Source organism: Stenotrophomonas maltophilia, from assembly GCF_047497515.2.
In the GTDB taxonomy this organism is placed as follows: Bacteria; Pseudomonadota; Gammaproteobacteria; order Xanthomonadales; family Xanthomonadaceae; genus Stenotrophomonas.
This window is the reverse complement of sequence record NZ_JAXAXL020000002.1, coordinates 58,738-70,107: the sequence shown is the minus strand read 5'-3', so window position 1 is coordinate 70,107 and position 11,370 is coordinate 58,738. Positions and strand designations below refer to the sequence as shown.

The window sequence follows — 11,370 nt, the reverse complement described above, 5'->3', positions numbered from 1 at the left end:
ATGGACTTCCCACTCTCGATAGACAGAAACTATAGAAATGAATGATTCATTCGATTATTCATTTCATCTGGCCCTAGCTACAGTCGAGTGAAGATGTTTCCCACGTCTTCACCGCCACCAGGAGCCAGCCGATGAGCCAGTCCGACAACAACAACGCCAAGTGCCCGTACCATACCGCCCCGTCGCCGGAGCAGGGCGCAGAGCAGCAGCGCGAGCTGAGCACCACGCCCAAGCAGAAGCACGGCGATGACCCGGTCACGCCGATGACCACGGCCTTCGGCGCACCGGTGGTGGACAACCAGAACAGCAAGACCGCCGGCCCGCGGGGCCCGCTGCTGATGGAAGACGTGTGGCTGCTGGAGAAGCTGGCCAACCTCAACCGCGAGATCATTCCCGAGCGCCGCATGCACGCCAAGGGCTCAGGCGCGTTCGGTACTTTCACCGTCACCCACGACATCAGCAAGTACACCCGCGCCAGACTGTTCGAGAAGGTCGGCAAGCAGACCGAGATGTTCGCCCGCTTCACCACCGTGGCCGGCGAGCGTGGCGCCGCCGACGCCGAGCGTGACATCCGCGGCTTCGCGCTGAAGTTCTACACCGAAGAAGGCAACTGGGACCTGGTCGGCAACAACACCCCGGTGTTCTTCCTGCGCGACCCGCGCAAGTTCGCCGACCTCAACAAGGCCGTGAAGCGCGACCCGCACACCAACCTGCGCAGCGCGCGCAACAACTGGGACTTCTGGACGCTGCTGCCCGAAGCCCTGCTGCAGGTGACCGTGGTGATGAGCGACCGCGGCATTCCGCGCAGCTTCCGACACATGCACGGTTTCGGCTCGCACACCTACAGCTTCACCAACGCCGACAGCGAGCGCTTCTGGGTCAAGTTCCACTTCGTCAGCCAGCAGGGCATCGAATCGCTGACCGACGCGCAGGCGCAGATCCTGGTCGGCCATGACCGCGAAAGCCACGGCCGCGACCTGTTCGCCGCGATCGAGAAGGGCGACTTCCCGAAGTGGAAGCTGTTCATCCAGGTCATGCCGGAACTGGACGCGGAAACCTACCGCGTGCACCCGTTCGACCTGACCAAAGTGTGGCCGAAGAGCGACTACCCGCTGATCGAAGTGGGCCAGTTCGAACTGAACCGCAACCCGGTCAACTGGTACCAGGACGTGGAGCAGTCGGCATTCGCACCGAGCAACCTGGTGCCGGGCATCGGTCCGTCGCCGGACAAGATGCTGCAGGCGCGCCTGTTCGCCTACTCCGATGCGCAGCGCTACCGCCTGGGCGTCAACCACCACCAGATCCCGGTGAACGCCGCGCGCTGCCCGGTGCACAGCAACCACCGCGACGGTGCGATGCGCGTGGACGGCAACTATGGTGGCCTGCCGCACTACGAGCCGAACAGCTACGGCCAGTGGCAGGAGCAGCCGGAGTACCGCGAGCCGCCGATGAAGATCCGCGGCGACGCCGACTTCTGGAACTTCCGCGAGGACGACGCCGACTACTTCAGCCAGCCCGGTGCGCTGTTCCGCAGCTACAGCCAGGCGCAGAAGGACCGCCTGTTCGCCAACACGGCCCGCGCTCTGGGCGATGCGCCGGACTTCATCAAGCAGCGCCACATCGACAACTGCAGCAAGGCCGACCCGGCCTACGGTGCCGGCGTCGCGGCAGCCCTGAAGGCGCTGGCCAGCCAGCCGTCCGACCCGTTCAAGCCGGCCCAGCCGGAAACCGACTTCCCGGCCGCTACCCCGGGCGCGGAAGACATCGAGCTCTGATCGCCCTCCCCCGCGTACACGGCACGCCGCCTCCCTGTGAGGCGGCGTCGCCGTTTTAACAGCCGGCGCCGTACCGTGTGCAGCGCCAACCCCAACCGAGGATTCCCCTGATGAGCCTGACCGATGAACTTCTCGCCAAACTGCAGGGCGCCCCGCTGCAGCAGGTCTCCCAGCAGCTCGGCATCAGCGACACCCAGGCCTCCGGCGCAATCGGCGCTGCGCTGCCGGTGCTGATGGGCGCGTTGGGCAACAACGCCGCGCAGCCGCAGGGGGCGCAGGCCCTGCTTGGCGCGCTGCAGAACAACCACAGCGGCCTGGACCTGGGCAGCGTGCTCGGCTCAGTGCTGGGCGGCGGTGGCGGCGGTGCCGCCAGCGATGGCGCCGGCATCCTCGGCCACATCTTCGGCGGCAGCCAGCAGAAGGTGGAAACCGGCCTGGCCCAGGCCACCCAGCTCGACAGCGGCCGCACCAGCCAGCTGCTGCAGATCCTCGCGCCGATCGTGATGGCCTTCCTCGCCCAGCGGCTGGGCGGCGGCCAGGCCGATGCCGGCTCGCTCAGCCAGGCGCTCGGCCAGGAAAAGCAGCAGGTGCAGCAGCAGGGCGGCATTGCCGGCGGCCTGCTCGGCAGCGTGCTGGACCAGGACGGCGACGGCCAGTTCGGCATGAGCGACCTGCTGAAGCTGGGCGGCAACCTGCTCGGCGGCAAGCGCTGACCGACGCTGTGGCCGGGGATGGCCCGGCCATGATCGGCCTTGTTACCGATGACGCCGGGCCCTGCCCGGCGTCTCAGCGGTTTCCAGCCTTCAGCCGCTGCAGGATCGGCGCGAACAACGGCGCCTGCATCGAGCGCGGCGGCGCCACCGGCGTTCCCTGCTCCTGTGCCTGCCAGTACGACCACGGCAGCGCCTTGTCGCCCAGTTCGTAGTCCATGCCATCCCAGCCATCCTCGCGGAAGGCGTAGAAGGCCCAGTGCACCTTGTCCTGTTCCAGCACCTGCAGCACGTCCTGCAGGTAGCGGCTGCAGTCGGGCCAGCGGCGCATGCAGCCGAATTCACCGACCACCATGCGGTTGGCCCCCACCCCGTGCGTCTTCGCCCACTCCATCGGCTGCTGCAGGTAGCTGCGTACGCGGTACTTGTCCCAGCGTTCGCTGCCCGCGCCGAATGGCACCTCTGCCGGGTAGCGGTACGGCGTGGCCCGCTTCTGGTTGGGCGCGCTGGTAGCGGCGTACGGCTCGTACATGTGCACGCTGTACAGCAGCTTCGCGTCGTCCAGCGGTGCCGGCCAGTAATCAAACGCGTCCGCCGCCGCGTACCAACCGGCATCGAGCATCAGCGGCATGTCTGCATCCACCGCACGCACGCTGGCAATGAGCCCTCGGTAGAGCACGCGCAGATCGCGCGGGCCGCCCTGCACACCGGCATACCACTTCCGCATCGCCTCAGGCGGGGCGTGTTCGGCCAGCGCGGTGCCATATTCTGGTGCAGGTTCGTTGATCAGGTTGTAGGCGGCCAGCGCGGGATGCCCTTTCAGTGCGGTGGCCAGATCACGCCAGAAGCGCTGCGCGGGCAGGTGGTTGTCCATCGACTGCCACAGGCGCTGATCGACCTTGTCGCCGTTCTTCTGCTTCCAGCGCAGCAGGGGCAGCGACAACGGCACCAGCACCACCTTCAGGCCCGAGGCATTGGCGTCATCCAGCGCATGCCGCAGGGTGGCCACGTCGGCCTGCACCAAGCCTTGGTAATGGTCGGCATCGCCGATGAAGTCGCGGCCGCCGGCGCTTTTCCACTTGTCCGGGCTGAGCCGTACCCAGGTCGCGCCGGTGTCACGCAGCGCCTGGAAGTAGGCGCGGTCCGGCGGATTCTCGTTGAAGCTGTTGCCGCCGCGCTGCGGCGAATCCCAGAAGGTGATGTCAGCGGCGAACGCCGGCGCGGCGGTAGCGAGGGCCAGGCACAGCAGGCTGTGGCGCAGGAACATGAGGGTCTTCCATGAGAAGGAAGATCCAACGTGCGGGGCACACACCGAACGCAGGCTGAGTGCCGACCGGTTCGCCGGGCATCGCCCGGCGCTACCCGCTCGCTCGGGTGGGTGCGAACCGTTGGTTCGCACGCTCTCCGCTGGACCAGACCCGGCGGGCAACCCTCAAAGCGCGTCGATATCGCCCAATGCCCGGATCAGCCGCCGCGCGCGCTTGTCCGGCTTGTGCTCCGGCGGCTGGAAGCCATCGCGGGCGGCGATGCGCAGTGCGCGTTGTTCGGCGCGGCGCGCCTTCGAGGCCTCACTCTCCGCATACAGCTGTTGCGCCAACGGTGCCGGCCCGCGCTGATCGCTCAGGCCCAGCACCTGGATCTCGAAATGCTCTTCGCCACGATCCACCTGCAACTGCTCGCCCACGCGCACCGCGCGCGAGGATTTCGGGCGTTGGCCGGCCACGCTGACCTTTCCGGTTTCGATGGCCTGCTTGGCCAGGCTGCGGGTCTTGAAGAAACGGGCCGCCCACAGCCAGATATCCAGGCGGACACTGGGCGACAGCGGGGAAAGCTCATGCATCGGTGCGCACTACTCCGGTGGCTTGTTCAGGGGACGCGGGTTGTCGGGGTCGGTACGGCAACCGCTGCCCCCGATCAGGGTGGGCACGCCAGCGGACAGATCCTGGCGCTGGCTGCCGACCAGGCACTCGGGACGGTCGGTCGGCCGCACCTGGGTATCGCCCAGCCGGTCACCTGTCGAACATGCGGCCAGTGCGGCGCCGATCAAGGCCAGCGCCAAAGCCCGCGTCACCTGCAGTGGTTGATGCATTGCCACATCCCGCAAACCGGCTTGGTGCTAGTGTGCGCCTCCCGGGATTCGATCACCACTCCATGGCCAAAGCGCCGCTTGACCTGACCACCGGCCCGATCGGCCGCAATCTGCTGCTGTTTTCCCTGCCGATCCTGGCCGGCAACATCGCGCAGTCGCTGAACGGCTCGGTGAATGCGGTGTGGGTGGGCCGCTTCCTCGGCGAGGCGGCGCTGACCGCCACCGCGAACGCCAACAACATCATGTTCTTCCTGATCGGCTCGGTGTTCGGCTTCGGCATGGCCTCGACCATCCTGATCGGCCAGGCCATCGGCGCGCGCGACATCGCCCAGGCGCGGCGCGTGGTCGGTACCAGCGCCACCTTCTTCATCGGCCTGTCGGTGATCATCGCGATCGCCGGCTGGTTCATGGCGCATCCGCTGCTGGCGGCGATGGGCACGCCGGCCGCCTCGCTGCCGCTGGCCGAGGCCTACCTGCAGATCATCTTCCTGGCGATGCCGACGCTGTACGCGTTCGCCTTCCTCACCGCCGCGCTGCGCGGTGCCGGCGATTCACGCACGCCGTTCCGCTTCCTGCTGGTGTCGGTGGCGCTGGACATCGTTCTGAACCCGGTGCTGATCTTTGGGATGGGGCCATTCCCCGCGCTGGGCATCGCCGGCTCGGCGTGGGCCACGCTGGTCGCGCAGACGCTGTCGCTGGCCGGCCTGCTGCTGTACATGCGCCACAAGCGCCACACGCTGTGGCTGGGGCGTGCCGACATGCGCCTGTTCAAGCTCGACCTGACCATCCTCAAGGCCCTGGTGCTCAAGGGCGTGCCGATGGGCCTGCAGATGGTGCTGATTTCGCTGTCGGTGATCCTGCTGATGACCATGGTCAACCAGTACGGCACCGCTACCGGCGCGGGTTATGGCGCCTCGCTGCAGCTGTGGAACTACCTGCAGATGCCGGCGATGGCGATCGGTGCGGCCTGCTCGTCGATGGCCGCGCAGAACGTGGGCGCGCAGCGCTGGGACCGCGTGCGTGGCACCGCACGCCAGGGCGTGCTGTTCAACTTCCTGCTGACCGGCGCGTTGATCCTGCCGCTGGTGGTGTTCGATCGCCAGCTGCTGGCCCTGTTCCTGCCGCCGGCCAGCCAGGCGCTGGACATCGCCCGCCACCTCAACCACGTGGTGATCGGCTCGTTCCTGTTCTTCGGCGTCAGCTTCGTGATCTCCGGCGTGGTGCGTTCGACCGGCGCGGTGATTCCGCCGCTGCTGATCCTGGCCGGCTCGCTGTGGGGCGTGCGCGTGCCGTTCGCCGAACTGCTTCAGCCGTACTGGGGCGCCGATGCGATCTGGTGGAGTTTCCCGGTCAGCTCGTTCGTGTCGATGCTGCTGTCGCTGGCGTATTACCGCTGGGGTGGCTGGCGCAAGGCGAAGATGATCGGCAAGCCCTCGCACGCCGAGGAACTGGCCACGCCCTCGGAAATCCCGGCCTGCCCACCGTCACCGGTGGCCGACCCGGACGTCGCATTGGAATCCACGCCGCCACGGTAGTGCCGGCCGCTGGCCGGCAACTTCATGGATCGATCAATGCACGGTAGTGCCGGCCGCTGGCCGGCAACCTCATGGATCGGTCAAACCACGGTAGTGCCGGCCGCTGGCCGGCAGCTTCATGCCGCTCCGGAAGCATCGTGCAACAGCCGGCCAGCGGCCGGCTCTACCGCTTCTTCTTTTTCGCCGCGTTGAACGTCGCCGCCTCGCGCAGCAGCGCCTTGAACGCGGCGGCATTGGGCATCGCGCCTTCATGGATGTCGATCGCGCGCCGCGCGTTGCCGTCCAGGCTGGCATTGAACAGCCCCTTCGGATCCGCCAATGCCGCACCGTTGGCGAAGGTCAGTTTCACTGCCTTCTTGTAGGTCTCGCCGGTGCACAGGATGCCGTTGTGTTCCCACACCGGCGTGCCCCGCCACTTCCAGGTCTCCTGTACCTCCGGCAGCGCTTCATGGATCAGCGCGCGCACGCGTGCCAGCGTTTCGCCACGCCAGTCACCCAGTTCGGCGATGCGTGCATCGATCAGTTCGGCAACCGTCTTTCCGGCATCGGCAGGATTGGGTGCATGCGTGGCCATCGAGAGTTCTCGTCAGGAAGGGATTCACAACACCGCACTTGTATACGCTCGGCGGGCGCGGCGCGCCATCGGCTCAGTCCGCCTGCCCGGCCCGGAACTGCTTCCAGTCCGGCAGCTTGCGGTGGCGGCGCAGTGACTGCATCAGCGCCGCCATCACTACGCCGAACACAGCGCCGGCCAACAGGCCGGCGGCCAGCAACAATGCCAGCGGGCGCTCGCTGCCCTGCCACAACATCAGCCACATCAGGCCGGTCCAGAACAGCCCGAACAGCAGGCCCTGCACCAACGCATTGATGCCGAAGCTGGCCAGGATCGGCGGCGGCACGGCAATGCCGCTGCGCCACAGCAGGCGATGCAGCAACGGCGCGGACTGTACGCGCGCCAGTCCCTTGCCGTCGAGAAAACGCAGCGCGGCCTGGATCACGGCGGGATAGCGTGGGTTGATATCGTTCATCACCTGATCGTGGCCGATGCGATGCCGCAAACGCAAACGCAAACGGCCGCCCGAAGGCGGCCGTCGCGGCAACAACCGAAGTTGTTTATCAGGCCTTTTCGGCCAGACGGGCAGCCTTGGCGGCAGCAGCGGCAGCCAGGTCTTCCTTGATGCGGGCAGCCTTGCCTTCCAGGCCACGCAGGTAGTACAGCTTGCCGGCGCGGACCTTACCACGACGCTTCACTTCGACCGAGTCGATGATGGCGCTGTGGGTCTGGAAGACGCGCTCGACGCCGTAGCCGTGCGAGATCTTGCGGACGGTGAACGAGGAGTTCAGGCCGGCATTCTTGGTGGCGATGACAACGCCTTCGTAGGCCTGCACGCGCTCGCGGCTGCCTTCCTTCACCTTCACGTTGACGACAACGGTGTCGCCCTGGCTGAACTTCGGCAGTTCGCGGGTGATCTGGGCGGATTCGAATTCCGCGACGATGGACTTGTTCAGCTTGCTCATGGGTTACACCGATTCTTGTTCGGGTGGGCGTGTCGATTCGACAACGTAGGCTGATGCAGTCACTGGACTGTGCTGCACGTTTGTTGTGGGTACTGCGCGCGCCGGCCGGGGCTGGCGGTAATTGGCCATGATAGCCGATAAAGCCAGCCCTGCGCTAGGGGCCGGCCTTGTGCTTCTGGGCCTGGCGGGCCTGGTCCAGCAGTTTGCGGTCGGCCTTGCCCAGCGCCTGTTCATCCAGCAGATCCGGGCGCCGCTGGGCGGTGCGGACCAGCGACTGCTGGCGGCGCCAGGCGGCGATGGCCGCGTGGTTGCCCGAACGCAGCACGTCCGGCACGTCTCCCAGCGGATGCTGGGCCGGCTGGCTGTAATGCGGGCAGTCGAGCAGGCCGAGGTCACCCTCGAAGCTGTCCTGCGCCGCCGATTCGGCGTCGTTCAGGGCGCCGTCCTGCAGGCGGGCCACGGCGTCGATGATCACCGCCGCGCCCAGCTCGCCCCCGGACAGCACGTAATCGCCGAGGGAAATCTCCTCGTCGACATTGGCTTCCAGGAAACGCTCGTCGATGCCTTCGTAGCGGCCGCAGAGCAGGACCATGCGCGGCAATGCCGCCAGTTCCCGCACCTTGGCCTGGGTCAGCGGTGCGCCCTGCGGGCTCAGGTAGATTACCCGTGCCGGGGTTGGATCGGCGTCGCGGATCGCCTGCAGGCAGGCCTGCAACGGCTCGATCAGCATCACCATGCCCGGGCCACCGCCGAACGGACGGTCGTCCACCCGGCGGTAGTTGCCTTCGGCGTAATCACGGGGATTCCAGCCATGCAGGCTGAACAGCCCCTTCTCCTGCGCACGCCCGACCACGCCCAACCCAGCGGACTGGGCGAGGAACTCGGGGAACAGGGTGATGACGTCGAAACGCATGCTCACACTCAGAACTCGGGATCCCAATCGACCACGACCAGGTTGGCCTCGAAGTCGACCGATTTGACGAAGTCCGGCTGCACGAACGGAATCATCCGCTCGCGGTCACCACGGACCACCACCACGTCGTTGGCGCCGGTGCTGAACAGGTGCGAGACCTGGCCCAGGGCGACGCCCTCGGTGGTCTTCACGTCCAAGCCTTCCAGGTCCACCCAGTAGTACTCGTCCGGCTTCGGCGGCGGCAGCGCACTGCGGGCCACGTAGACCTCGGTGCCATGCATCGCCTCGACCGTGTCGCGATCTTCGACGCCCGGGAAGCGGGCCACCAGATGCTTGCCGCTGTCGCGGCCACGAGCGCCCTCAAACGTCGATTCCTGCCCGTTGGGGCTGCGCAGGATCCACGGCTGGTAACGGAAAATGGCGGAACGCGGCTCGGTCCAGGACTCGAGCTTTATTTCGCCGCGCACACCAAAAGCGCCGACAATCCTGCCCAGCAGGATGCGGCGCCCGTTATCTTTCATCTGCGTTCGATCAGATGGGCCGCACCAGGGTGCGGCCCTTCAGGCTCAGGCCGCAGCGGCCTGGGACTTGCTCGCTTCCTTGATCAGGTTGCGAACCTTTTCGGTCGGCTGGGCGCCGTTCTTGACCCAATGGTCAACGCGGGCCAGGTCCAGCTCGATGCGCTTCTCGCCACCCTGTGCAACCGGGTTGTAGAAGCCAACGCGCTCGATGTTGCGGCCGTCGCGCGCGCTGCGCACGTCGGTCACGATGATGTGGTAGAACGGACGCTTCTTGGCGCCGCCGCGGGTCAGTCGAATCTTGACCATGGTGGTTTTTTCCTATTGCCCAGTCGCCAGGATGGCGCGGTAAGCGGGCGATTATAGCGGCAGAACCCGGCCGAGCCAACCCCAGCGCTTCACCCGGGTCAGATCCCTTCTGCGGCGTAAAAAGGATCTGACCCCAATTCCTGCCAAGCCACGCCGGCCAGCACCGCCCTGCCCTGTTCAGCCAGCGCCTGCGAACCCGGCAGGAGATGCCCGTCGATCGCATCCAGTGCCCATAGGCCGCTGGCATTGCAGGCGAAGGCCGCCTTCACACTGGCCAGTGCCGCCCGCGGGACGGGGCGGGTAACCTGCGGGCCGGGCCAGTGCTGCTTCAGCAGACTCTCGGCGGTGCCGCGCAGGGCAGGCGCGCGCGGCCAGAGCAGCTGGTGGCCGTCATGGACGGCCAGGTTCCAGGTCGTGCCCTCGCTGACGTGGTCATCGCTGCCAACCAGCAGGGCATCGTCAAAGCCCTCCGCCATCGCCGCACGCCGCTCGGAAAACAAGCCGAAGGTGCCCACATGCTTGATCTGCGGCAGCTCGCGCTGCCAGACCACGCTGCGCACGCGCTTGGGCGCGGTCAGCGTCACCGGCGCGGATACCGCCACCAGCACGTCCACCGGCACGGTTGCCAGCGGGCTGCGGAAATCGAAGTGGCGCGAGTACACCGTCACCCGCAGCGAGGCATCGGCGCGCGCCGCCTGATGCAGGGCCTGCGCCATCCAGCTCTGCACCTGCGCCGTATCCAGTTCGCTGCCAAACAGTTCGCGCGTGGCCTGCAACAGCCGCGCCAGATGCAGGTCGAGCCCCTGCACGGCACCGCCGCGCACCTGCAGCGAGGTGAAGTGGCCGTAGTTGACCAGTGCCGGCAACAGATCCTCGACCTGCGCCGGCTGGCCGTTGCAGGTCACCGTCATCGCAGCAGCGCCTGCGCCTGTTGCCACATGCCACGCAGCACGTCGGCGGCCGGCTGTGCCGGCGCCATCCATGCCGACTGCCCTGCCCAGGCCTGCATCGCCGCCAAGCGGTTTTCCTGCACCGCCTGCTTGCGCATCGGTGCGGTCAGCCCGCGCTGGACCGGGTACGGGCGCGGTGCAGGTGCGCCGTCCGCGGCGGCGGCGCGCACATAAGGGGTAGCCAGGCCACGACCGAGGCGGCCACTGAAGGCGCGGGTCGGCCAGGCGTCTTCGGGTTCACTGGCAGCCAGCCCGTCGGCCCACGCCGAGGCGATCGCCGCTTCCGGCGTACGCAGGAAGGCGGTGCCGATCTGCACGGCGCTTGCGCCGAGGGTAAGCGCGGCGGCGATGCCACGGCCATCGGCGATGCCACCGGCAGCGATGACCGGAATCCGCAGGTGATCGGCCAGGCGCGGCAGCAGCGCGAACAGCCCGACCAGTTGACGCTCGGCCATTGCCGGATCAAACGACCCGCGATGCCCCCCCGCTTCCACACCCTGCGCTACCACCGCCTCAGCGCCGGCGTCCTGTGCCGCGCGCGCTTCGGACAACGTGGTCGCACAGGCGATCCAGGCGATGCCCGCATCCTTCAGCTGCTGCACGTGGCGTGGCTGCAGCACACCCATGATGGTCGAGGCCACTGCCGGGCGCGCCGCCAGCAAGGCGGCAAACTGTTCTTCGAAGTCGGCAGGCGTGGCGTCTGCAGCGCTGGCCGGCACGTCCGGCCCCCACTGTGCAAGGAACGTGCGGCTGGCAGCCTCGGCGGCAACATCACGAGTTGGCGCCGGGTCCGGCACCCACAGGTTCACCTGTGCCGGGCCAGTGGAAGCGGCGCGGAAGTCGTCCATCCAGCGGCCGATATCGGCCGATGACGACAGCACCGCGCCCATCGCGCCCATGCTGCCGGCATTGGCCAGCGCGGCCGACAACGGCACCGGGCAGGCGCCGGCCATCGGTGCCAGCAGGATCGGGGCGGAAACGTCAAAGCGCCGGCAGAACGCCTCGACGCGGGAAGTTACAGCGGAACTCTGCATGACGGCCCATCGTTTCGGA

Annotated in this window: 14 protein-coding genes; 3 read left to right on the top strand and 11 right to left on the bottom strand. The window is 67.4% G+C overall.

The genetic code is table 11. The annotated features are described in order from the left end of the window. Positions 1-131: 131 nt before the first annotated feature. Both ACMZPQ_RS04035 and ACMZPQ_RS04030 read left to right on the top strand, forming a co-directional pair. A complete protein-coding gene (locus ACMZPQ_RS04035; protein WP_495495823.1) occupies positions 132-1,775 on the top strand; it encodes a catalase in 1,644 nt (547 codons plus the stop codon). Positions 1,776-1,885: 110 nt separating this feature from the next. Then, on the top strand, positions 1,886-2,488 hold the full coding sequence (locus ACMZPQ_RS04030) for a DUF937 domain-containing protein (RefSeq protein ID WP_197580580.1): 603 nt from the start codon (positions 1,886-1,888) through the stop codon (positions 2,486-2,488). Positions 2,489-2,561: 73 nt separating this feature from the next. Here ACMZPQ_RS04030 and ACMZPQ_RS04025 read toward each other — a convergent pair whose 3' ends face one another. The 3 genes from ACMZPQ_RS04025 to ACMZPQ_RS04015 form a co-directional block, all read right to left on the bottom strand. Further along, positions 2,562-3,752 carry a glycoside hydrolase family 5 protein gene (locus ACMZPQ_RS04025; protein ID WP_414486071.1) on the bottom strand — a complete coding sequence of 397 codons (1,191 nt, stop codon included), beginning with the start codon at positions 3,750-3,752 and terminating at the stop codon, positions 2,562-2,564. Positions 3,753-3,917: 165 nt separating this feature from the next. Next, positions 3,918-4,325, bottom strand: coding sequence for an RNA-binding S4 domain-containing protein (locus ACMZPQ_RS04020; protein WP_197580579.1), 408 nt, complete (start codon positions 4,323-4,325; stop codon positions 3,918-3,920). A gap of 9 nt (positions 4,326-4,334) precedes the next feature. Then, positions 4,335-4,574, bottom strand: coding sequence for a hypothetical protein (locus ACMZPQ_RS04015; RefSeq protein ID WP_197580578.1), 240 nt, complete (start codon positions 4,572-4,574; stop codon positions 4,335-4,337). Positions 4,575-4,636: 62 nt separating this feature from the next. Here ACMZPQ_RS04015 and ACMZPQ_RS04010 point away from each other — a divergent pair, with 62 nt between their 5' ends. Next, positions 4,637-6,109: an MATE family efflux transporter gene (locus ACMZPQ_RS04010; RefSeq protein ID WP_197580577.1), complete on the top strand. Its 1,473-nt coding sequence runs from the start codon at positions 4,637-4,639 to the stop codon at positions 6,107-6,109. Positions 6,110-6,272: 163 nt separating this feature from the next. Here the strand turns inward: ACMZPQ_RS04010 and ACMZPQ_RS04005 are convergent, their stop codons facing one another. The 8 genes from ACMZPQ_RS04005 to ACMZPQ_RS03970 form a co-directional block, all read right to left on the bottom strand. Continuing rightward, positions 6,273-6,683, bottom strand: a complete 411-nt coding sequence (locus ACMZPQ_RS04005) for a DUF1801 domain-containing protein (protein WP_197584036.1) — start codon at positions 6,681-6,683, stop codon at positions 6,273-6,275. A 73-nt stretch (positions 6,684-6,756) separates the two neighbouring features. Continuing rightward, positions 6,757-7,137 carry a DUF6404 family protein gene (locus ACMZPQ_RS04000; protein WP_197584038.1) on the bottom strand — a complete coding sequence of 127 codons (381 nt, stop codon included), beginning with the start codon at positions 7,135-7,137 and terminating at the stop codon, positions 6,757-6,759. A gap of 88 nt (positions 7,138-7,225) precedes the next feature. Then, entirely contained in the window at positions 7,226-7,627 is a 402-nt protein-coding gene (gene rplS / locus ACMZPQ_RS03995) for a 50S ribosomal protein L19 (protein WP_005408597.1), read from the bottom strand. Between the two features lie 154 nt (positions 7,628-7,781). Beyond that, positions 7,782-8,540 carry a tRNA (guanosine(37)-N1)-methyltransferase TrmD gene (trmD, locus tag ACMZPQ_RS03990; RefSeq protein ID WP_197584040.1) on the bottom strand — a complete coding sequence of 253 codons (759 nt, stop codon included), beginning with the start codon at positions 8,538-8,540 and terminating at the stop codon, positions 7,782-7,784. Between the two features lie 8 nt (positions 8,541-8,548). Beyond that, the gene (gene rimM, locus ACMZPQ_RS03985) at positions 8,549-9,061 is read right to left on the bottom strand and encodes a ribosome maturation factor RimM (RefSeq protein ID WP_197584042.1); all 513 of its coding nucleotides are present in this window, start codon (positions 9,059-9,061) and stop codon (positions 8,549-8,551) included. A 45-nt stretch (positions 9,062-9,106) separates the two neighbouring features. After that, positions 9,107-9,367 (bottom strand): 30S ribosomal protein S16, encoded by a 261-nt coding sequence (rpsP, locus tag ACMZPQ_RS03980; protein WP_025873821.1) that lies wholly within the window; start codon positions 9,365-9,367, stop codon positions 9,107-9,109. A 98-nt stretch (positions 9,368-9,465) separates the two neighbouring features. After that, complete coding sequence (locus ACMZPQ_RS03975; protein WP_197584044.1) at positions 9,466-10,278, bottom strand: aminotransferase class IV; 813 nt, start codon at positions 10,276-10,278, stop codon at positions 9,466-9,468. Further along, the gene (locus ACMZPQ_RS03970) at positions 10,275-11,351 is read right to left on the bottom strand and encodes an NAD(P)H-dependent flavin oxidoreductase (protein WP_197584046.1); all 1,077 of its coding nucleotides are present in this window, start codon (positions 11,349-11,351) and stop codon (positions 10,275-10,277) included. Before ACMZPQ_RS03970 ends, ACMZPQ_RS03975 begins: the two co-directional genes overlap by 4 nt. Between the last annotated feature and the right edge of the window lie 19 nt (positions 11,352-11,370).

Excerpts from the sequence above, each read along its gene's own strand:
- ACMZPQ_RS04035 (WP_495495823.1), top strand. The coding sequence starts at position 132 with ATGAGCCAGTCCGACAACAACAACGCCAAGTGCCCGTACCATACCGCC.
- ACMZPQ_RS04030 (WP_197580580.1), top strand. The coding sequence starts at position 1,886 with ATGAGCCTGACCGATGAACTTCTCGCCAAACTGCAGGGCGCCCCGCTG.
- ACMZPQ_RS04025 (WP_414486071.1), bottom strand. The coding sequence starts at position 3,752 with ATGTTCCTGCGCCACAGCCTGCTGTGCCTGGCCCTCGCTACCGCCGCG.
- ACMZPQ_RS04020 (WP_197580579.1), bottom strand. The coding sequence starts at position 4,325 with ATGCATGAGCTTTCCCCGCTGTCGCCCAGTGTCCGCCTGGATATCTGG.
- ACMZPQ_RS04015 (WP_197580578.1), bottom strand. The coding sequence starts at position 4,574 with ATGCATCAACCACTGCAGGTGACGCGGGCTTTGGCGCTGGCCTTGATC.
- ACMZPQ_RS04010 (WP_197580577.1), top strand. The coding sequence starts at position 4,637 with ATGGCCAAAGCGCCGCTTGACCTGACCACCGGCCCGATCGGCCGCAAT.
- ACMZPQ_RS04005 (WP_197584036.1), bottom strand. The coding sequence starts at position 6,683 with ATGGCCACGCATGCACCCAATCCTGCCGATGCCGGAAAGACGGTTGCC.
- ACMZPQ_RS04000 (WP_197584038.1), bottom strand. The coding sequence starts at position 7,137 with ATGAACGATATCAACCCACGCTATCCCGCCGTGATCCAGGCCGCGCTG.
- rplS (WP_005408597.1), bottom strand. The coding sequence starts at position 7,627 with ATGAGCAAGCTGAACAAGTCCATCGTCGCGGAATTCGAATCCGCCCAG.
- trmD (WP_197584040.1), bottom strand. The coding sequence starts at position 8,540 with ATGCGTTTCGACGTCATCACCCTGTTCCCCGAGTTCCTCGCCCAGTCC.
- rimM (WP_197584042.1), bottom strand. The coding sequence starts at position 9,061 with ATGAAAGATAACGGGCGCCGCATCCTGCTGGGCAGGATTGTCGGCGCT.
- rpsP (WP_025873821.1), bottom strand. The coding sequence starts at position 9,367 with ATGGTCAAGATTCGACTGACCCGCGGCGGCGCCAAGAAGCGTCCGTTC.
- ACMZPQ_RS03975 (WP_197584044.1), bottom strand. The coding sequence starts at position 10,278 with ATGACGGTGACCTGCAACGGCCAGCCGGCGCAGGTCGAGGATCTGTTG.
- ACMZPQ_RS03970 (WP_197584046.1), bottom strand. The coding sequence starts at position 11,351 with ATGCAGAGTTCCGCTGTAACTTCCCGCGTCGAGGCGTTCTGCCGGCGC.